Below are 18,575 nucleotides of genomic sequence, written 5' to 3'. Positions count from 1 at the left end.
CCCGGAAAAGCCCCCACATCCCCGGCATTCAAACTGACATCCCCAGTCAAAGGTTTCCCATTAATTTTCCGACTATTTGGCACGGCACTTTTCGCCAAATTCACGGTTTCCATCAAACCAAGGTTTTATAGAATCCATAAATTAACAATAAATCGTGTTGAAGCAGTGTGCTGGGGCATTAAATGGGGATCAGAAGGGTAAAAACTGGATATATCTGTGTGTTAATAAATAACCAGAATGACGATTATGGGGATTAGAATTGTGAATGATTTAATTGTGAGCAACTTTTGGTCATAAAACAACCTATCAATAGTCAGAATAGATCAATGTGTTGGCAAAACATCTATCTTTACCAATCACGATGGAAACAGATTGACTATAAACTGTATCAGGTACCATCTTTCTCTGCTTTTCACATTCTGATTCTGGAGATTTGTTATAGCGAATAAATTGGAGAGTCACCTGTAATCTTGTATAGGATTTAGTAACCATATCAAAACAGGCAACTCCCAATTTTAGATAAAATTTCAACTAACACATCCAAATTTATTTAACAGAAAGCTCTATATTCACACTTCGATTTCTTACCCAAAAAGCCTGGCTGTTATAACAAATCTGTCCTCCGCAGATAGCATTTTCAACTATATCAGGACACCCTTTAATTAATGTATACCATTCTGGGCCAGATCCATCTGAATTTGCATGACCACGACCATGCCGAAATGTTAGTGTACAATTTTCTGTGTCTGTATTGGCAACATTAATATAACTAACACTCCAATCGACAGTTTTGATTTCATTTGTACATCCATCTATCCAGTTATTATTATCTTTTAAATTTCCTAGATAGGTTTGACCTGCCTCTAAACGTATTTTTTCGTCCCCACTATCGTACATGCAGCTAGATGATTGCGTAACAAGGGTAATGCTCTTTGTCGCTGATGAGTTTTTAATTTGTAGTGCATATGTGGCTGATAGATTAGAAATTTTATCTTCTGGGACTTCTAATGTTGCCTCCTTATCGGTAATGTTTTCTTTTGTCTCAGTAGCTAAAGCTAATTGTGTTGACGAAGCTAAAATCACAATAGCTGTACCAACTAAAGTTTTCAAAGTGATCATATTAGTAAACTCCTTTGATGAAATTATTCGCAACCTCATTAGGTGATATTAGGTGATTTTTGCGAGTTAACTTTCACCCATCAGATAGCTTCCATAGGATATTAAGAGCTGATCCCAGTAGAGTTATTTTATTTGTACTTAAATAAGTGTTGTTGAACGTTATTGATATCATAACGATATTTATAAGTATAATTCATATTTTTATCTTTTGAGTTGTTTTTTTAGATTAAATTCCTGATATATATCAGGATGTAATCTGGTGGAGTGTTGGTGAATATGGTTTTTATAGATTTAGTTTATTATGAAAATAATAACAAATAGGTTTTTTTAAATTTAAAATAATTCCATCAATTAAACAAGAGTATCATCTGTATGTTTGTTGTTTTAATGTGATTAGAGGTGATGTTTATCACATTGAACTTGAGAGGTTTTAATTGATTTTATATTTATAAGTGAAAATAAAAAAGGCCAGCAAATGCTGGCCAATGTTAAAGATTTATTTTTTAACTTTAAAATCATTAAAAAATATTGGGCCTTTGTTACCTGCTTGATCTAAGCCGTATACACAAAAGCGTACTGGGGAATCTTTCTTTTTAAGCGAAATCGGGATTCTTCTATAAATAGAGTAACCGGTGTCATCGTCGCATTTTGTGGATTTTAATGGACCTGATTTTACACGTAAGTCAACAATTTCATAGGGATTAAAAGTAGGATCAACAATCCAACTATCCTCTGTTTCAAAAACTAATCTTGTTGTTGGTTTTATTGCCGGAGGCGTGTCATCAATTTCACGTAATTGTATTGATGCGTTAGACGTACTCTGCCAGCTTTTATTTGCAGAATGTTGTCCAATAACACACATAGCGTAAACCCCTTCTTTGGAAGGAACGGTAAGTTTATTCAGCGGTTGTGTAGTGACTGAAATAGGTTTGCTGTATCCTTTAGGATCTGAACAATCAATATTACTCGCAAGTCCTCCTTTATAGCGAATATTATCAAAACCCTGTTCCTCAAGATGTAAATTCCAGGTGGCAGGTTTGTTATTAACTGTGCTCTTAGTAATTAGAGGGCCGCCAGGGTTAATAGTGATCCCTTTTCCATCATCAAATTTACTTAAATCCAGTTTTCCATCAGGGGTAAATGCACGTGCAATTTTATCAACAGGAATGTAATAACTGTCACCTTCACGTGAAAAACCTTTATCCTTAACCAACTCACAAGGCCGATTAACACCACAGCCCGTGTAATTTTGATCAACAGTGGTATTTAATACACCAATTATCTCGGGTTTATCTTTCAATATAACCGGTGAACCAGAAGTTCCTCCCGAAACACCGGCGCAATCAACAGAAACGGCCGGAGACCAAACCCATGTACCTTCATACACGAGAGGGGTTTTTCCAGTAATGGAGCAAGCCGAATAGCGTAGATAGCGTTTATCGCCTGCGATGCCATTGGCTGGAATGTGGGCAAGTTCGATCGGCTGACTGACCGATGGTTTATAATCTTTTTGTAAAGTCACCGGCAGTATCCCGCGATTTGCCAACTCACCATAAGTTGCTTTAAGTCTGAATACTGCAAGGTCGCCGCCTTTCATTGTTGCGTATAAAACCCTATCAACACTAACAGGTTGGTGTTTATTGATTAAGTCAATAAAGTAATTTGGTGTGTATGTCCAACCAGGGCCTACAGGTTGATCAATTATTACTTCGTTAGTATCTAATGAAGAGTCAAAACAATGGCCTGCGGAAAGAATAAGGGCTTGTTGATTGGCATCAGGGGTTTCTGAACCGGCAATAAGTGTTGCGGTACATAGTCCACGACCGCTTAGTTTTCCCACATGTTTAAATCGCTCAGCGCCCGGATCGGTAGATTTTAATAGCGGAGCTTCGTTGCTGGTATTGTCTTGTAGATCAGCCATATGCTCGCTTTTATTTTCGGGAAGTGCTTGTACGAAACAGCTTGTTGACATAATCCCTGTAATAAGTGTAGCTAAAAAGGTTTTTCTCATGTTTTTACCTCATGTTGTTTACATTTTTAATCTTTCCATGTAATGGAAACAGACATTCAATTGAAGAAATGTTTTTAAAGCTTCAATAAATCCTCTATATGAGTATTTAATGTTTATTAATTTATGAATTAATAGACAGCTTTTTTAGCGCATAAAATCATTCCATTGGGTGCCTGTTATCCATAGCCAATAATAAGTAACATAAAAATCAGGTAAATAGTTTTATATACTGCAATAGGGCTATAACGTTCAATGGAACGAGAACGGGTTATAAAGGTTTTTCTGGTATAAATTCGTTGTTATAAAGGATGAATTGATTAAATGAGAGTTGAACTCTGGGAGAATATATATTTATTTGTTGTTACTAAATTTATTACCTGGAGCATTTGTTGTGGAATAATAAAAGTGTTAGAAAAATAATTCTAGCTTTGCCGGAATGAGTTTTAATTCAGTTTGCAATGTTTTTAAATAGTCAATAGCAATAGTCGCTAAAATGGCATAAAAATCATTTTCCAGTTTAGTTGTCTGAACCAATTCCAGATAACGGTAGGCCCACGGTAATAAGTGCTGTTCTAACAGTATACGTGCGGCAGGTTTATGCCCTTGTTCCAAAATATAAACTAAGGCCAGCAGCATCAGACCGAATTGATCTTCGGGTTCCCGTTGTTCACTGGACATGACGATATTCTGTTTTGCCAGAAATTCCCGGTAAGCCAGTGTGCTTTCACCTGATAACGAGTTTTCTCTGTCCAGATAAACCGATCCCCAAGGTGGGGCTGGCATAACACCTTGTCCTTCGAACAGGATAGAGTAGTCATATTGTAAGATTCGGCTGAGAAGGTAGCGAGCTTTTTCGTCAGGTTTTCTATTTTACGGTTATTTGACCAGGGAAATAATTTATCAATATCGGTAAATAATGGAATTAGTGGGCGGATTTGTTCTGATTTCGGCGAGTAATAAAAACAGGTGCCAATAATACGAGGTACAGAGGTATCTAATAGCACTGGCAGTTCCCATTGTGATTTGGTTATACAGATGATGTAAGCAGTGGTTTTACGATAAACAACATCATAATCTTATATGATATGAATAGATAGTTGATTATGATCAACGATTAATCTGTTGTGGCGTTGCTACTATCTTTGTTACCAGATTGACGGTGATTTTTGTTATAAAGTGAATAAGTTTATCGCCGAAAATAATAAAATTAGCCGCTTTGTTGGTATGGAAAAATATATTTAATCTACATTTTAATTCAACGAATTTAATAAGGTTATTATGGTAAAAGTGAATATATATCATTAGTTATCTAATGATTTAATAACTTGAAAAGTAGACCACGTTAAAAATAAATAGACCGCCGTTAGGTTAATACCACACCTTAATGGTGTGGTTGGGAAGGAGGTGAAAATCCTCCGCAGCCCCCGCTGCTGTGATGCTGACAACTCCGCTGATGCCACTGGTCGAAAAGACTGGGAAGGTTGCGGGGAAGGGTGACGCTAAGCCAGAAGACCGACCTGACAGGCATGAGACATTAACTCCTTCGGTGGGAAGCGGGTTGTCATCCGAGTGGTGTGCGCAGTGCTGGCACGTCTTATTGGCGCTCATTCTCCGATCGATATATCGGGAATTTTCTATGCAATGGTCAGGCAGGAAGGCGTTTGTTATCGCCGGTACGGGTAGTGGCTGTGGTAAGACTACTGTCACCCTTGGCATTTTGCGGGCATTGATGTTGAGAGGGCTGGCTGTCCAGCCGTTTAAAGTGGGGCCGGATTATCTGGACAGCGGCTGGCACAGCTCTGTGTGTGGCGTAGCATCTCGTAATCTTGATGCATTTATGCTGCCAACAGCGACGCTTAATGGTCTTTATAATGAGCATATGCGTCATGCTGATGTCGCGGTTATTGAAGGTGTGATGGGGTTGTATGATGGTTATGGTACTAACCCAAATTATTGCAGTAGCGCCGCAATGGCTAAGCAGTTGGGATGCCCGGTGATTTTGTTGGTAGATGGTAAGGCTGTATCGACTTCTGTCGCCGCAACTGTTCTGGGTTTTTGTCGGTTTGATCCCTCTTTAACGATTGCGGGTGTCATTGTTAACCGCGTCAATTCTGAAAATCATTTCGAACTTATTCGTCATGCGATTGAACATTATTGTGGTGTTCCGGTGCTAGGGCGTTTACCCGTGATGAAGGATGTGTCACTACCGTCTCGTCATCTTGGCCTTATTCCTGCCCAAGAGCAGGCGGACAATGATGCTCGCTGGCAGCGGCTGGCTCAACAGGTGGAGACGTATATCAATCTTGATCGTCTGTTGACGCTTTGTGACTGCCCTACTTTACCAGAGGGGGAGACGCCATCATTACCTGATCCCGCATTGGCTGATGGCTTGACGTTAGCGTTGGCAGATGATGAGGCTTTTAATTTTTATTACCCAGATAATTTGGAGATGTTGGAGCGGGTGGGGGTACGTATTCAGCGTTTTAGTCCACTGCATGATCGCCGTTTACCCGATTGTCAGATGATTTATCTCGGTGGTGGTTATCCTGAAATATATGCCGCTAAGTTGGCCGCCAATAGTGCCATGCGGAAAGCTTTACAGGATGCTCATTATCGTCAAGTTCCCATTTATGCTGAATGTGGTGGTCTGATGTACCTTGGCAAATCGTTGACCGACGGGGAGGGGGAGAACCACCAGATGGCCGGTATTTTGCCGGGGGAAAGCCATATGGGGACGCGATTGATGCGCTTTGGTTACTGTCAGGCGCAGGCCCGTTTTGATACTTTGCTGGCCGCAGAAGGTGAGATTTTACGGGGCCACGAGTTTCATTATTCTGATTTTATTAGCTCAGTACCCTCAGTCTTTGACTGTACTAAATGGCGTGACGGGATGGCAATACAGCAATGGGCTGGAGGCTATCAGGTACAGCAGACACTAGCCAGTTATCTTCATATCCATTTTGCTCAGCGTCCTAGTTTGCTTGATCGCTGGTTGAGGTCTGCAAGGAGGCTGTTGTGACACTTGCTGCCTGGTTTGCTGCTTTCTTGCTCGATAGCTGGTTAGGTGATCCGCCGCATTGGCCTCATCCGGTGCGTTGGATTGGTAAGCTGATCTCTCTGGTACAACGGGCAGTTCGGCGCTGTTGTCACAGTGAACGTGCATTGAAAGTTGGTGGAGCAGGGCTATGGATAGTGGTTGTTGGGCTGACCTGGCTAGTAAGTTGGGGATGCTTGTGGCTGATGAACTCTATTCATCCTTGGGTCGGCTGGCTGGTCGAAGTGTGGATGATTTATACCCTGTTGGCTGGCCGTTGTCTGAGTGACACCGCGCTAGAGGTGCATAGCGTATTGCAACAGGGCTCTTTGGATGAGAGTCGCCAGCAATTGTCATGGATTGTCGGGCGAGATACTTCTCAACTGGATACACCGCAAATCACCCGCGCCGTAGTGGAGACGGTGGCGGAAAATAGCGTTGATGGGGTTATTGCTCCGCTGTTTTTTCTGATGATTGGCGGTGCGCCGTTGGCAATGGCTTATAAAGCAGTTAACACCCTTGATTCAATGGTAGGGTACAAAACCCAGGAATACCGCGCCATTGGGTATGTTTCTGCTCGCATGGATGATCTGGCGAATTGGTTTCCGGCGCGGTTGAGTTGGCTGCTATTGAGTGCGGCAGCCTGGTTCATCCGGCTTGATTTTCGCCAGGCGTTGCGTATTGGCTGGCGTGATCGTTATCAGCATACCAGTCCTAACTGTGGCTGGCCGGAAGCGACGGTTGCGGGAGCGTTGGGTATCCGCCTTGGTGGTCCGAATTGTTATTTTGGTGAACGAGTAGATAAACCCTGGATTGGTGATGAACGCCGTAAAATCGCGCTGACGGATATCCCGCGCAGTATCCATTTGATGATGATAGCTTCGCAACTGGCCTTACTGTTGTTTGCGCTGTTGCGTTTACTGTTGGTCGGAATGGCTTAGAAAAGGGCAACAATTATGAACTACCTCCAGAAACCTCAGCAGATTGAACAGAATAGCTTTGCGATTATTGGCGATATTATTGCCAGTGAGCGCCCTGATTATCGTTTTGTTGATGAGATGCAAGAAGCGGTAATTAAACGAGTGATCCACACTACCGCAGACTTTGATTGGTTGGATATTTTATGGTTCTCGCCGGGTGTGCTGGCTCGCATGACTGAAGCATTGAGTCGGGGATGTACTTTGTATACCGATACGACGATGGCTCAGTCCGGTATCAATAAAGCGCTGTTACATCAGATGGGGTGTGAATGCCGCTGCTATATCAGTGATCCGCGTGTAGTCGCAATGGCGAAAGCGCAGGGTATCACGCGTTCTATGGCCGCGGTAGATGTCGCATTGGCCGAAGAAGGCGACAAAATCTTCGTGTTTGGTAACGCTCCAACCGCTCTGTTCCGTTTGTTGGAAAGGCAGGCTTCGCCATTGGCGGTGGTTGGAGTGCCTGTCGGTTTTGTCGGTGCGGCGGAATCGAAAGCCGCGTTGATGCAAAGTGAACTACCTTGTATCGCCGCCGCAGGTCGTAAAGGGGGAAGTAATATCGCGGCGGCGATTATCAATGCCATTTTGTACCGCTTGCGGGAGGCGCCATGAGTGACACTATTCAATTAGACACCATGCAACTAGACACTATCTGGCATAACGGTAAGCAGTATCGCAAAGGTTATACCACCGGTTCCTGTGCTACCGCTGCCGCCAAGGTTGCCGCATTAATGGTGCTGCGTCAGCAAGTTATTGATCATGTTTCTATTGTGACACCTTCTGGTGTGACACTACGTCTTAACGTTGAACAGCCGCTGATTGAAGGCCAACAGGCGACTGCCGCTATTCGTAAAGATGGTGGCGACGATGTAGATGCGACGCATGGCATGCTGATTTTTGCCCGTGTCACTCTATGCGATCACGGTGAGATCCATCTGCGTGGTGGGGAAGGTGTGGGTACGGTTACTCGCAAAGGCGTCGGATTACCGGTAGGCAGCTCTGCGATTAATCGTACACCACGTCAAACCATTGAGGCAGCAGTACGGGAGGCCATCGGCCCTTTACGGGGCGCGGAGGTGGAAATTTTCGCACCGGAAGGTGAAGAGCGGGCAAAGAAAACTTACAACGGGCGATTGGGAATACTGGGCGGCATTTCCATCATTGGCACCACCGGTATCGTCACGCCAATGTCGGAAGAGAGTTGGAAGCGTTCTTTGGCGATAGAACTGGAAATGAAGCGTTCGGCGGGGGCTGAAAAGGTCATTCTGGTGCCGGGCAATCACGGTGAGCGTTTTGTGCGTGAACAATTGGGGCTTGATGGTCAGCTAGTGGTGACTATGAGTAACTTCGTTGGTTACATGTTGCAGGAGGCGGTACGGCTTGGGTTCCGCCATATTATGTTGGTAGGGCATCCCGGCAAACTGGTGAAAGTGGCCGCAGGTATTTTCCATACTCACAGCCATATTGCTGATGGCCGCATGGAAACGTTGATTGCTTATTTGGCACTGATGGGAGCGTCGCAGGAATTGCTGTTAGAGGTGAGTCACTGCGATACCACGGAAGCTGCAATGGAACTGATCGCAGAACACGGCTTGCAAGCGGTTTATGACCGTATTGCCGAACGTATTTGTGAGCGAATGCGTGAGATGTTGCGTTTTGCGGTTAACCCACCGTGCTGTGATGCCATTATGTTCTCTTTTGATAATCAGATACTTGGCACTAGTCGTCCATTGAATGACATTTTGGAGGCAATGCGATGATCACCGTAGTGGGAATTGGTCCTGGCGATACTGCGTATCTGATACCACAGGCACAACACTATATCACTGAGGCGGAGGTATTGGTTGGCGGTAGGCGTCACCTGGAGATATTTAGCGGTGTCACTCACGAAACACGTGTACTGGATGCTGATCTTGCCAGTTTGCTGGTTTGGCTCCAGAACAACAGTACACGCCAGATTGTGGTATTGGCGTCTGGTGATCCGTTGTTATACGGCATTGGCAAATTATTGTCTGAATATTTTACCGCAGATGATCTGCGCATCATTCCGGGTATCAGTTCAATTCAGTATCTGTGCGCCAAAGCTGCGCTGGATATGAACGATATCTATCTGACCAGCAGTCACGGGCGTACCCCGGATTTTGGCTGGCTTTTGCAACACGACAAAGTAGGCATGGTAACTGATGGGCGCGTCGGCCCGCGGGTAATTGCGGAGGCCATTATTGAACGTGGCCTGAACCGTACATTGATTATTGGTGAAAACCTCTCTTTGGCTAATGAGCGTATTCACCGTCTGCGGCCGGAAGCGGTGGCGACTGACTATGACATGAATGTGGTGGTGATCCTAAATGAGAGATGATGAATTTTTACGCGGACAGAAAGTGCCAATGACCAAAGAACCCGTACGTGCATTGGCGCTGGAGCGGCTGGAACTCAGTGATGCCAGCCAATTGATTGATGTGGGAGCAGGTACAGGCAGTGTGGCATTGGAGGCGGCATTACGGTTTCCATCGTTGACTGTTACTGCTATTGAACGCAACTCGGCGGCACTAGCCTTGATTGAAGAGAATCGTCAACGACTAGGTTGTCATAATGTGGAGATCATTGCTGGAGAAGCGCCGTTAGCATTGGATGTGATGGCAGATGCCGTGTTTATTGGCGGCAGTGGCGGGCAATTAACCGCCTTGATCGATTGGGCGCTGGATCACATGTATCCCGGCGGCCGTCTGGTACTGACTTTCATTTTGTTGAATAACCTGAATGATGCACTGGAGCATTTGCGGACCTGTCAGATCAGTCAATTGGAGTGCATACAATTACAAGCCTCTACTTTGGCGTCCCTTGGTAATGGTCACTATTTCAAACCGAATAATCCGACTTATCTGATTTCCTGCTACAAGGAGAAGATCGATGTCTGAATATTTTGATCCTCGAAAAGTGTGGTTTGTCGGGGCCGGACCGGGCGATAAGGAGTTGATCACCTTAAAAGGCTACCGTTTGCTGCAACAGGCGCAGGTGGTGATTTATGCCGGCTCGTTGATCAATACCGAACTGTTGGATTATTGCCCGCCGGAGGCTGAGTGTCATGACAGCGCCGGTCTGACGTTGGAACAGATTGTTGCACTGATGGTTGATGGTGTACGTGCAGGTAAATTGGTGGTGCGACTGCAAACCGGCGATCTCTCGTTGTACGGTTCCATACGCGAACAAGGGGAAGCGTTGACCGATGCGGGCATCAGTTTTGTCTCGATACCGGGTGTCAGTGCTTTTCTCGGGGCTGCCGCGCAATTGGGGGTGGAGTATACCGTACCGGAAGTGGCGCAAAGTTTAATCATTACCCGGATTGAAGGGCGTACACCGGTGCCGCCGCTCGAACAGTTGGAATCCTTCGCTGCTCATCAAACTTCAATGGCGATTTATCTTTCTGTACAGAAGATGAGGCATGTGGCTGCGCGACTTCAAGCTGGCGGCTATCCGGCGACTACACCGGTTGCGGTGATATACAAAGCGACTTGGGCTGACACGCTTACTGTGCGCGGCACGTTAGCGGATATTGCTGAAAAGGTACAGGCTGCGGGTATTCGCAAAACCGCTTTGATTCTGGTCGGTGCTTTTTTGGGAGAGGAGTACCACTATTCCAAGCTTTACGATGCGGGGTTTAGTCATGAATATCGCCGGGCATGAATCGATTGCGGTGTTCTGTCTGACGCCGGGCGGGGTCAGACTGGTACGCCGGTTGCAAGCTCATCTTCCTCTGACCTGTTTTACCAGCGAAAAGCTATTGGTAGCGGGATTTACGCCTTTCAATGGCAGCTTTGGCGACACGTTGCGCGAGGCATTTAAATGCTATTCGGCGTTGGTGGTGGTGGCCGCGCTTGGCATCACGGTCCGCATGCTTGCGCCGCTCATAAACGACAAAATGCATGATCCTGCCGTGGTGGTGATTGATGAAGGCGGTCAGCATGTTATCAGCCTGTTATCCGGTCATGTGGGTGGGGCTAACGCGTTGACTCACCATTTGGCGGCGTTATTGGGGGCTGATCCAGTGATCACGACAGCTACGGATGTTAACGGGATGGCGGCGTTGGACACCCTTGCCACTCAATTAGATGCCGACATGCAGGATTTTCGCCATGTGGTGAAGGTGATAAATCAAATGCTGGTCAGTGGTCAAAAAGTAGGATTGTGGTGGGATGAACCACTACTTAGTGAACGCGAGCAGTGTGATATCCGGGGTTTTGTCTCGGTAGCGTGTCTGGAGGAATTACCAGAATTGGATGCGCTGGTGTGTATCACATTGCGAGATTCATTGCCGGAATTGGCTCTACCGGTTTACAAACTGGTGCCGAAACGGGTGGTGGCCGGGATTGGTTGTCGCCGGGATACGCCATTGCAAACAGTGATTGAGCTATTACAGCAGCAGATGGCGGAAAATCATTTCGATCTGATGGCGTTGCGTGCCATCGGCAGTGTTGTCATTAAAAAGGATGAACCGGCGCTGAATCAACTTGCACAGCGTTGGCGTGTACCGTTTGAGTTGTTCAGTGTTAATGAATTAAGTCTTCATGAGCAACGCTTTCCTGCTTCCGATTTTGTGCGCCAGACGATAGGAATTGGCAGTGTTTCACAACCCGTCGCTTGGTTGATGAGCGAAGGAAAATTGGTTGGTCGGACCTTGCGTCAGCAGGGCGTCACTATCACTTTGGGGGTATCACAATCATGTTAACGGTAATCGGTATTGGACCAGGCAATGAATCCATGATGACGCAGGAGGCCATTGAGGCGATCCGCGAAGCTGAAATTATTGTCGGCTATAAAACCTACACCCATTTAGTTAAACACCTGACGATGGATAAAGAAGTGATTAAGACCGGGATGTGTAAGGAGATTGAGCGCTGCCAGAGAGCGATCGATCTGGCGTTATCCGGCCGTAAAGTCGCTTTGATCAGCAGTGGTGATGCAGGAATCTATGGCATGGCGGGTTTAGTGCTGGAATTGGTTTGCCAGCAACAATGTGATCTTGAAGTGAGGTTGGTCGCCGGGATTACCGCCAGTATTGCCGCGGCGTCGTTGTTAGGCGCGCCGTTGATGCACGATTTTTGTCATATCAGTTTAAGTGATCTGCTAACACCGTGGCCGATGATTGAGAAACGTGTTATTGCCGCTGCGCAAGCGGATTTTGTCATTTGTTTCTATAACCCGCGTAGCCGTGGCCGGGAAGGGCATCTTGCCAAAGCATTTGAACTTATGCGGCCGTGGAAAGCAGCACAGACGCCGGTTGGCGTAGTAAAAGCGGCGGGACGTAAAAAACAAGATAAATGGATTACCACGTTTGGCGAGATGGACTTTTCCCCGGTGGATATGACCAGTCTGGTGATCGTTGGCAATCAAACGACCTATTGCCGTGATGGATTGATGATCACGCCACGGGGGTATGAATTATGAGCCATCCGGCTATCCATGTTTTTGGCGGCACCAGCGATGCTCGGTTGCTCTGTCAGGCACTAGACGCAGCAGGAGCACGTTATCGGCTCTCTGTCGCTACTGATGCAGGAAGACAACTGGCGGGTGATATTCAGGGAGAAGTGGTGGTGGGGCGAATGGATGCCGAGGCTATGGTGGATTACTTTGATCGGCATAAGGTACGTTGGGTGATTGATGCTTCTCATCCTTACGCAAATGCGTTAAGTCACAACGTGATCACCGCTTGTCGTCGTTTGTCGCTGCGGCTTACTCGTTATCAGCGTCCCAGTGAAATTGACTTACTGAGCCATCCACTGTTGCACAAAGTGAATAGTATAGAGGCGGCTTGCGACGTTGCCCGGGCACTAGGGCAACGGATCTTGCTCACCACCGGCAGTAAGCAACTGGAGCTGTATCAGCGTTTACTACCGGGAAAAACCTTGCTGGTGCGAGTATTGCCGACCGCTGAGGTGTTGATTCAGTGTGAGGCGTTAGGATTGGGGGTTGATCACATTATCGCGTTGCGTGGGCCATTTACGGCTGAATTCAATCATGCAGTGTATGAATTTTGTCACCCTGATGTGGTGATCACAAAAGAGTCCGGGGCCGAAGGGGGATATCAACAGAAAGTCGCTCCCTGCCTGGCGCTCAATATTCCCTGTATTGTGGTGTGTCGTCCTACACAGACCTTACAGGGAGATGACGGAGAGCAGATTAGTTCGCTGGATGAGTTTGTCCAACACCTAGCCAATTGGCAGGAATAATGAGGGCAATAAAATGAAAAAAGCACTATTAATTATTAGCTTTGGTACCAGCTATCATCAAACCCGGCAAAAAAATATTGATGTCTGTGAACAACAACTGGCAGCGGCTTACCGTGATCGCGATCTGTATCGTGCATTCACCTCAGAAATGATCATCCGTAAATTAAAAAGACGTGACGGCCTACAGGTGGATAACCCACGTCAGGCGTTGGAGCGTTTAGCCAATGAAGGTTATCAGGATGTCGCTATTCAATCCCTGCATGTTATCAACGGTGACGAATATGAAAAGATCGTCAGTGAAGTGCGTGCTTTTAGTGATCATTTCCAACGATTGGTAGTAGGTACGCCGTTGCTTAATAGCTTTGCCGATTATCAACAACTGCTTGTTGCCCTGAAAAGTCAGATGCCGCCATTAGCGGCGGATGAGCGCGTGGTATTTATGGGACATGGTGCAACCCATCATGCCTTTTCTGCCTATGCATGCCTTGATCACCTGATGAATTCACATAATTTCCCGGCGTTAGTTGGCGCGGTGGAGAGCTACCCAGAAATCGACCATATCATCATTCGCTTGCGGCATCAGGCGGTGCGTAAAGTACATTTGATGCCATTAATGATGGTGGCCGGCGATCATGCGATTAACGACATGGCATCAGACGAGCCGGATTCGTGGCGTTCTCAACTGGAGGCTGTTGGGATCAAAACCCAATCTTGGTTACAGGGATTAGGTGAAAATCCGTTGATTCGCCAGATGTTCGTTCAACACTTGGCAGATGCGTTACAGGCAGATCAGCAGGAGGTGGTGTGATGAATGGAAGACTTTATGCTATAGGCGTTGGTCCGGGCGCCAGTGATTTAGTTACCGTACGTGCAGCTCGAATACTTGCTCACCTTGATGTGCTTTATGCACCCGCTGGACGTAAAGGAGGGGATAGTCTGGCGCTCTCCATTGTGCGTGAATACCTGTTGCCCCACACGGAAATTCGTACCTGCCATTTTCCAATGAGCACTAATGGCGAAGAGAAACAGGCGGTATGGGATGAAGTGGCGCAACAACTGCAAGATGAAGTCGCAAAAGGGTTGCAAGTGGGTTTTATCACGTTGGGTGATGCCATGTTATTCAGTACTTGGGTATTTTTGCTGGCGCGAATTGGTCGGCAAGAGTGGCTGGAAATTGTTCCAGGCATCACCTCTTTTGCCGCGATTGCCGCGCGTACCGTCTTACCGCTGGCGATGGAACAGCAATCAATGGCGATCATGTCTTGTACTGCGCCGGAAACCGAGCTGGAGCAGGCACTGCAAACGCATGATTGCGTAGTGCTGATGAAAGTTTATAACCGTTTTGCCGCAGTGAGTACATTGTTGGCGCGTCTGAATTTGTTTGAACATGCCCTATTGATGGCGGATGCTACATTGCCAAGTGAACAGTGCTGGCGTCGTTTGGATCAGGTAGACGCCGATCGGAAATTACCTTATTTCTCCACTATTCTAGTGAATAAACAGTGGCATACGGAGAAATAAGTGCTGGAGCGGCAGCTAAAGCTGCATGGCGAATGGAATCGTGGCGGTAAAAACTGGGGAGCAGCTTTTTGCTCTGCTACACCAATAATGAAGGAGATAGCATGATGGGCTTGTCTTTAATGTTGCAGGGTACGGCATCCGATGTTGGAAAAAGTGTATTGGTTGCGGGGTTATGTCGCATCTTTGTTCAGGATGGTTATCGCTGCGCGCCGTTTAAATCACAGAATATGGCGCTGAATTCTGGTATCACTATTAACGGTGAAGAGATGGGCAGGGCGCAGATTTTTCAGGCAGAGGCGGCGGGTATCGAGCCTGATGTACGGATGAACCCGGTATTGCTTAAACCCACCAGCGAGCGTAAGGCGCAAGTGGTGTTAATGGGAAAAGTGGCCTGTAGCATGAATGCGGTGGAGTATCACCAGTACAAGCCCAGTTTGCAGCAGCAAATTTGTGAAGTTTTTCACAGTCTGGCCCGTGAATATGACGTCATTGTGTTGGAGGGGGCTGGCAGTCCGGCGGAGATCAATCTGCGAGATCGAGATATTGTCAATATGGGGATGGCGGAAATGGTGGATGCCCCTGTGCTGTTGGTCGCGGATATCGATCGCGGCGGTGTATTTGCGGCCATTTATGGCACATTGGCACTGTTACGCCCGGAGGAGAAAGCGCGGGTAAAAGGGGTGATCATCAATAAATTCCGAGGTGATGTCAGCTTGCTCCAGCCGGGTATTGAACAGATTGAAGCCTTAACCGGAGTGCCGGTATTGGGCGTCATGCCTTGGCTGAATATCGATCTGGAAGATGAAGACGGTGTAGCACTGCAAACCGGCAAATATGATAGCGCGACAGAAAAGGCGCTGGATATTGCGGTGATTCGTCTGCCCCATATTGCTAATTTTACTGACTTTAACGCGCTGGCGGTGCAACCGGATGTTCGCTTGCGTTATGTGACTCAACCATCAGCGTTGCAGCCATCGGATCTGATTATCTTGCCCGGCAGCAAAAACACGTTGGGAGATTTGCAATGGCTGAGGCAGAACGGGTTAGCGGATGCCTTGTTAGCGGCACATCAGGCGGGTGTTCCGGTTATCGGTATCTGCGGTGGCTATCAAATGTTGGGGAAACGGATTATTGATGGCGTGGAATCAGGTATTGAACAGATGAATGGCCTTGGATTACTGGATATGGAAACCTGCTTTGCCCACGAAAAAGTAACGACTAGGGTAAACGGTAAGAGCTTGTCAGCATTGCCGGGCTTGTTGTCAGACTGCATTGAGCAGCCTATTCGCGGTTATGAAATTCATATGGGTAATTCGATACTGGGAGCGGATGCGACCCCGTTTGCCTGTATTACCGAGCGTAACGGCCAGTCTGGTGGTTGGTGTGATGGCGCAGTTAATCGGGAGGGCAGTGTGATGGGAAGTTATATTCATGGTTTGTTTGATAGCGCTCATTTTACCCGCGCTCTGCTTAATACTTTGCGTCAGCGCAAAGGATTGGCGGCTTATCAGGGGGAAACATTGGATTATACCCACTACAAACAGACTCAGTTTGACCTTCTGGCGAAAGCCATGCGCGAACATCTTGATATAGAACGGATTTATCAGTGCATGAAAACCCATCGACAAGGTTCGGCTCCGTGATCTTGATCACTGGCGGGGCTCGTAGTGGAAAAAGTGTGCTGGCGGAGAAACTGGCGGCACAAGCGAGTGAACAGGTGTTGTATATTGCGACTGCCGTAGTAACAGACAGTGAAATGGCTGAACGTATACAATTGCACCGTAAGAATCGGCCCGCTCATTGGCGCATATGGGAGGGCTATCGCGATCTCGGTGCAGTTATCACGACGCAAACCCGACCGGGAGAAGCGGTTATCTTGGAATGTATCACCACCTTAATTACCAACCTATTATTTGAGCAAGCTGGAGAAATACCACCTGAACAAATGGATTTTGCTGTATTGGAGGTGGGAATTCAGCAGCAAATTAGCGATCTGCTAGCAGCTTGTACCTACATGACTTCCCCGATATATCTGGTTACTAACGAACTGGGAATGGGCATTGTGCCGGAGAACCGTCTGGCCCGACATTTCCGTGATATTGCCGGAAGGGTTAACCAGCGGCTGGCGGCTGCGGCCAGTGAAGTATTTTTGATGGTATCGGGAATTGAGGTAAAAATTAAATGAGCCTGCGTTTGTTTCTTGCCACCTTACAATTTATGACTCGCATTCCGGTACCATCGCGCTGGACACAGGGATTAGAAATCGATCACTACGTGCGTGGCATAGCGAGTTTTCCATTGGTTGGATTGATCGTCGGTATGCTTGCGGCGGCGATTTTTACCTTGCTGGCTCCCTGGTGTGGCGCTCCCTTGGCGGCATTGGGTTACGTATTAGCGCTGGCATTGTTAACTGGGGCGCTTCATCTTGATGGTTTAGCGGATACCTGTGATGGCGTATTTTCTGCCCGTAAACGGGAAAGGATGCTAGAGATTATGCGTGATAGCCGTTTGGGAACCAATGGTGGGTTGGCATTGATCTTTCTCATTTTGGCGAAAGTGCTGGTGGTGAGCGAATTATCTCTGCGTGGCGCTTCTATGCTGATGGCTTTAACTGCTGCGTCAGTGGCGGGCAGGAGTGCGATTATCTTGTTAATGTACCGCCAGCGTTGTGCTCGTGAAGGGAGTGGGCTGGGGAATCTCTATATTGGTCGGGTTAACGGTTATCAGACACTGTTGACATTGTTAAGCGGGGCAATGTTGATTGCTCTACTGATGCGATGGTCTGGCGTGCTGGCATTGGCGATTACGCTGTTGGTTATCGGGTTGCTGGCAATGTATCTGCACCGCCGTTTAGGCGGTCAGACCGGTGATACCCTTGGCGCGTCAGTGGAAGTTGGGGAGTTGGTATTTTTACTGGCGCTACTGTGAGTAATTGCTTGGCAAAATACCCAACCCCTATTCTCGCTAAGTGTTAGCTGGCTGAGAGAATAACAGTAATAGGTACATAATGCTTACGGGCGGAAATTTGGCGACTTTCCCAGCGATCATGAGCTGCTTGAAGGTTAATCCAAAAATCCTCATCCGTTTCAAATAAACCGGCTAATTGCGTGGCCTCTGCAACGGATAGGCGCCGGGAATTATTCACAATTTGGCCGATAACCTTGCGAGAAACACCCATCGCACTCGCTAACTGCTGTTGAGTTATTTTCAAGGGTTTCAAAAACTCTTCGGTCAACATTTCACCTACAGTGGTAGGTTCTGCTGTTCTGGTATCCATAAAGCCTCCTTAGTATTTGTGCGGGTCAAGATAAAGATCATAAGCATGGCCGTCACGCCAGCGAAAAATGAGCCTCCATTGAATAGATACACGAATGCTAGACCATCCATCTAAGTTTCCTGAAAGGCGCTCATAATTATTACTACGAGGAGAGAACAGTGATTTCTCTGTAGTGGAGGCCTCCAGAAGAGAAAGCTTTCTACGTAAAGGACTTATGATAGTAGCAGGTATGTCTCCTCCTCGAATGCTGTCAAAGTAGAACTTTGCCAATGAGCCTGTTTCTCCATCCCTAAAACTACCAATCATTGGCCTTTCCTCTAGTTCATTCTTGATAAAATAATTGTACCCAAAATGGACGCATAGTGAAACCAAAAAGGAACAAGATGCCCCTAAAAAACATATGATACGC

19 protein-coding genes, 1 pseudogene and 1 riboswitch are annotated in these 18,575 nt (G+C 46.7%); of the genes and pseudogenes, 15 read left to right on the top strand and 5 right to left on the bottom strand.

Translation table 11 applies throughout. The features are described from left to right. Positions 1–546: 546 nt before the first annotated feature. From EAE90_RS19205 to EAE90_RS19195, 3 genes and pseudogenes are all read right to left on the bottom strand, one after another. Positions 547–1,119: a hypothetical protein gene (locus EAE90_RS19205; protein WP_214054832.1), complete on the bottom strand. Its 573-nt coding sequence runs from the start codon at positions 1,117–1,119 to the stop codon at positions 547–549. Between the two features lie 496 nt (positions 1,120–1,615). Beyond that, a complete protein-coding gene (locus EAE90_RS19200; protein ID WP_214054831.1) occupies positions 1,616–3,130 on the bottom strand; it encodes a trypsin-like serine peptidase in 1,515 nt (504 codons plus the stop codon). A gap of 408 nt (positions 3,131–3,538) precedes the next feature. Beyond that, a pseudogene (locus tag EAE90_RS19195) lies at positions 3,539–4,134 on the bottom strand (molecular chaperone TorD family protein). 344 nt (positions 4,135–4,478) lie between these two features. Then, a riboswitch (cobalamin riboswitch) is annotated at positions 4,479–4,665 on the top strand. A gap of 101 nt (positions 4,666–4,766) precedes the next feature. Between EAE90_RS19195 and EAE90_RS19190 the strand changes: the two are divergent. The 15 genes from EAE90_RS19190 (at position 4,767) to cobS (ending at position 17,817) form a co-directional block, all read left to right on the top strand. Further along, a complete protein-coding gene (locus EAE90_RS19190; RefSeq protein WP_214054830.1) occupies positions 4,767–6,149 on the top strand; it encodes a cobyrinic acid a,c-diamide synthase CobB in 1,383 nt (460 codons plus the stop codon). Then, complete coding sequence (gene cbiB, locus EAE90_RS19185) at positions 6,146–7,105, top strand: adenosylcobinamide-phosphate synthase CbiB (RefSeq protein WP_214054829.1); 960 nt, start codon at positions 6,146–6,148, stop codon at positions 7,103–7,105. The genes EAE90_RS19190 and cbiB overlap by 4 nt, the downstream gene beginning before the upstream one ends. Positions 7,106–7,120: 15 nt before the next feature. Next, the gene (locus EAE90_RS19180) at positions 7,121–7,753 is read left to right on the top strand and encodes a cobalt-precorrin-8 methylmutase (protein WP_214054828.1); all 633 of its coding nucleotides are present in this window, start codon (positions 7,121–7,123) and stop codon (positions 7,751–7,753) included. Further along, positions 7,750–8,901 carry a cobalt-precorrin-5B (C(1))-methyltransferase CbiD gene (cbiD, locus tag EAE90_RS19175; protein WP_214054827.1) on the top strand — a complete coding sequence of 384 codons (1,152 nt, stop codon included), beginning with the start codon at positions 7,750–7,752 and terminating at the stop codon, positions 8,899–8,901. Before EAE90_RS19180 ends, cbiD begins: the two co-directional genes overlap by 4 nt. Continuing rightward, positions 8,898–9,500: a cobalt-precorrin-7 (C(5))-methyltransferase gene (locus EAE90_RS19170; protein WP_214054826.1), complete on the top strand. Its 603-nt coding sequence runs from the start codon at positions 8,898–8,900 to the stop codon at positions 9,498–9,500. The genes cbiD and EAE90_RS19170 overlap by 4 nt, the downstream gene beginning before the upstream one ends. After that, positions 9,490–10,059 carry a decarboxylating cobalt-precorrin-6B (C(15))-methyltransferase gene (locus EAE90_RS19165; protein WP_214054825.1) on the top strand — a complete coding sequence of 190 codons (570 nt, stop codon included), beginning with the start codon at positions 9,490–9,492 and terminating at the stop codon, positions 10,057–10,059. Before EAE90_RS19170 ends, EAE90_RS19165 begins: the two co-directional genes overlap by 11 nt. Then, the gene (locus EAE90_RS19160; RefSeq protein ID WP_214054824.1) at positions 10,052–10,825 is read left to right on the top strand and encodes a cobalt-precorrin-4 methyltransferase; all 774 of its coding nucleotides are present in this window, start codon (positions 10,052–10,054) and stop codon (positions 10,823–10,825) included. Before EAE90_RS19165 ends, EAE90_RS19160 begins: the two co-directional genes overlap by 8 nt. Continuing rightward, positions 10,806–11,867, top strand: a complete 1,062-nt coding sequence (gene cbiG, locus EAE90_RS19155; protein WP_214054823.1) for a cobalt-precorrin 5A hydrolase — start codon at positions 10,806–10,808, stop codon at positions 11,865–11,867. Before EAE90_RS19160 ends, cbiG begins: the two co-directional genes overlap by 20 nt. Continuing rightward, entirely contained in the window at positions 11,861–12,586 is a 726-nt protein-coding gene (locus EAE90_RS19150; RefSeq protein WP_036777387.1) for a precorrin-3B C(17)-methyltransferase, read from the top strand. Before cbiG ends, EAE90_RS19150 begins: the two co-directional genes overlap by 7 nt. Then, positions 12,583–13,368, top strand: a complete 786-nt coding sequence (locus tag EAE90_RS19145; RefSeq protein ID WP_214054822.1) for a cobalt-precorrin-6A reductase — start codon at positions 12,583–12,585, stop codon at positions 13,366–13,368. The genes EAE90_RS19150 and EAE90_RS19145 overlap by 4 nt, the downstream gene beginning before the upstream one ends. Positions 13,369–13,381: 13 nt before the next feature. Further along, a complete protein-coding gene (gene cbiK, locus EAE90_RS19140; protein WP_214054821.1) occupies positions 13,382–14,176 on the top strand; it encodes a sirohydrochlorin cobaltochelatase in 795 nt (264 codons plus the stop codon). Continuing rightward, positions 14,176–14,889, top strand: a complete 714-nt coding sequence (locus EAE90_RS19135; RefSeq protein WP_214054820.1) for a cobalt-factor II C(20)-methyltransferase — start codon at positions 14,176–14,178, stop codon at positions 14,887–14,889. Before cbiK ends, EAE90_RS19135 begins: the two co-directional genes overlap by 1 nt. A gap of 104 nt (positions 14,890–14,993) precedes the next feature. Further along, on the top strand, positions 14,994–16,532 hold the full coding sequence (locus tag EAE90_RS19130) for a cobyric acid synthase (RefSeq protein ID WP_214054837.1): 1,539 nt from the start codon (positions 14,994–14,996) through the stop codon (positions 16,530–16,532). Next, positions 16,529–17,074, top strand: a complete 546-nt coding sequence (gene cobU, locus EAE90_RS19125) for a bifunctional adenosylcobinamide kinase/adenosylcobinamide-phosphate guanylyltransferase (RefSeq protein WP_214054819.1) — start codon at positions 16,529–16,531, stop codon at positions 17,072–17,074. Before EAE90_RS19130 ends, cobU begins: the two co-directional genes overlap by 4 nt. Beyond that, positions 17,071–17,817, top strand: a complete 747-nt coding sequence (gene cobS, locus EAE90_RS19120) for an adenosylcobinamide-GDP ribazoletransferase (protein WP_214054818.1) — start codon at positions 17,071–17,073, stop codon at positions 17,815–17,817. Before cobU ends, cobS begins: the two co-directional genes overlap by 4 nt. Positions 17,818–17,860: 43 nt before the next feature. On the opposite strand, the gene EAE90_RS19115 is transcribed toward cobS, so the two are convergent. Together EAE90_RS19115 and EAE90_RS19110 are read right to left on the bottom strand one after the other, a co-directional pair. Next, positions 17,861–18,166, bottom strand: a complete 306-nt coding sequence (locus tag EAE90_RS19115; protein ID WP_214054817.1) for a HigA family addiction module antitoxin — start codon at positions 18,164–18,166, stop codon at positions 17,861–17,863. 9 nt (positions 18,167–18,175) lie between these two features. Continuing rightward, positions 18,176–18,472, bottom strand: coding sequence for a type II toxin-antitoxin system RelE/ParE family toxin (locus EAE90_RS19110; RefSeq protein WP_214054816.1), 297 nt, complete (start codon positions 18,470–18,472; stop codon positions 18,176–18,178). Positions 18,473–18,575: the final 103 nt, after the last annotated feature.

The organism is Photorhabdus caribbeanensis, from assembly GCF_018448885.1.
Taxonomy (GTDB): domain Bacteria; phylum Pseudomonadota; class Gammaproteobacteria; order Enterobacterales; family Enterobacteriaceae; genus Photorhabdus; species Photorhabdus caribbeanensis.
This window is presented reverse-complemented; position numbering and strand designations above follow the sequence as displayed.

What these genes read in the sequence shown, in the direction of transcription:
- EAE90_RS19130 (WP_214054837.1), top strand. Translation starts at nt 14,994, where the DNA reads ATGGGCTTGTCTTTAATGTTGCAGGGTACGGCATCCGATGTTGGAAAA.
- EAE90_RS19180 (WP_214054828.1), top strand. Translation starts at nt 7,121, where the DNA reads ATGAACTACCTCCAGAAACCTCAGCAGATTGAACAGAATAGCTTTGCG.
- EAE90_RS19170 (WP_214054826.1), top strand. Translation starts at nt 8,898, where the DNA reads ATGATCACCGTAGTGGGAATTGGTCCTGGCGATACTGCGTATCTGATA.
- EAE90_RS19160 (WP_214054824.1), top strand. Translation starts at nt 10,052, where the DNA reads ATGTCTGAATATTTTGATCCTCGAAAAGTGTGGTTTGTCGGGGCCGGA.
- EAE90_RS19190 (WP_214054830.1), top strand. Translation starts at nt 4,767, where the DNA reads ATGCAATGGTCAGGCAGGAAGGCGTTTGTTATCGCCGGTACGGGTAGT.
- EAE90_RS19135 (WP_214054820.1), top strand. Translation starts at nt 14,176, where the DNA reads ATGAATGGAAGACTTTATGCTATAGGCGTTGGTCCGGGCGCCAGTGAT.
- EAE90_RS19115 (WP_214054817.1), bottom strand. Translation starts at nt 18,166, where the DNA reads ATGGATACCAGAACAGCAGAACCTACCACTGTAGGTGAAATGTTGACC.
- EAE90_RS19150 (WP_036777387.1), top strand. Translation starts at nt 11,861, where the DNA reads ATGTTAACGGTAATCGGTATTGGACCAGGCAATGAATCCATGATGACG.
- cobS (WP_214054818.1), top strand. Translation starts at nt 17,071, where the DNA reads ATGAGCCTGCGTTTGTTTCTTGCCACCTTACAATTTATGACTCGCATT.
- cbiK (WP_214054821.1), top strand. Translation starts at nt 13,382, where the DNA reads ATGAAAAAAGCACTATTAATTATTAGCTTTGGTACCAGCTATCATCAA.
- EAE90_RS19205 (WP_214054832.1), bottom strand. Translation starts at nt 1,119, where the DNA reads ATGATCACTTTGAAAACTTTAGTTGGTACAGCTATTGTGATTTTAGCT.
- EAE90_RS19200 (WP_214054831.1), bottom strand. Translation starts at nt 3,130, where the DNA reads ATGAGAAAAACCTTTTTAGCTACACTTATTACAGGGATTATGTCAACA.
- EAE90_RS19110 (WP_214054816.1), bottom strand. Translation starts at nt 18,472, where the DNA reads ATGATTGGTAGTTTTAGGGATGGAGAAACAGGCTCATTGGCAAAGTTC.
- cbiG (WP_214054823.1), top strand. Translation starts at nt 10,806, where the DNA reads ATGAATATCGCCGGGCATGAATCGATTGCGGTGTTCTGTCTGACGCCG.
- cbiD (WP_214054827.1), top strand. Translation starts at nt 7,750, where the DNA reads ATGAGTGACACTATTCAATTAGACACCATGCAACTAGACACTATCTGG.
- EAE90_RS19145 (WP_214054822.1), top strand. Translation starts at nt 12,583, where the DNA reads ATGAGCCATCCGGCTATCCATGTTTTTGGCGGCACCAGCGATGCTCGG.
- EAE90_RS19165 (WP_214054825.1), top strand. Translation starts at nt 9,490, where the DNA reads ATGAGAGATGATGAATTTTTACGCGGACAGAAAGTGCCAATGACCAAA.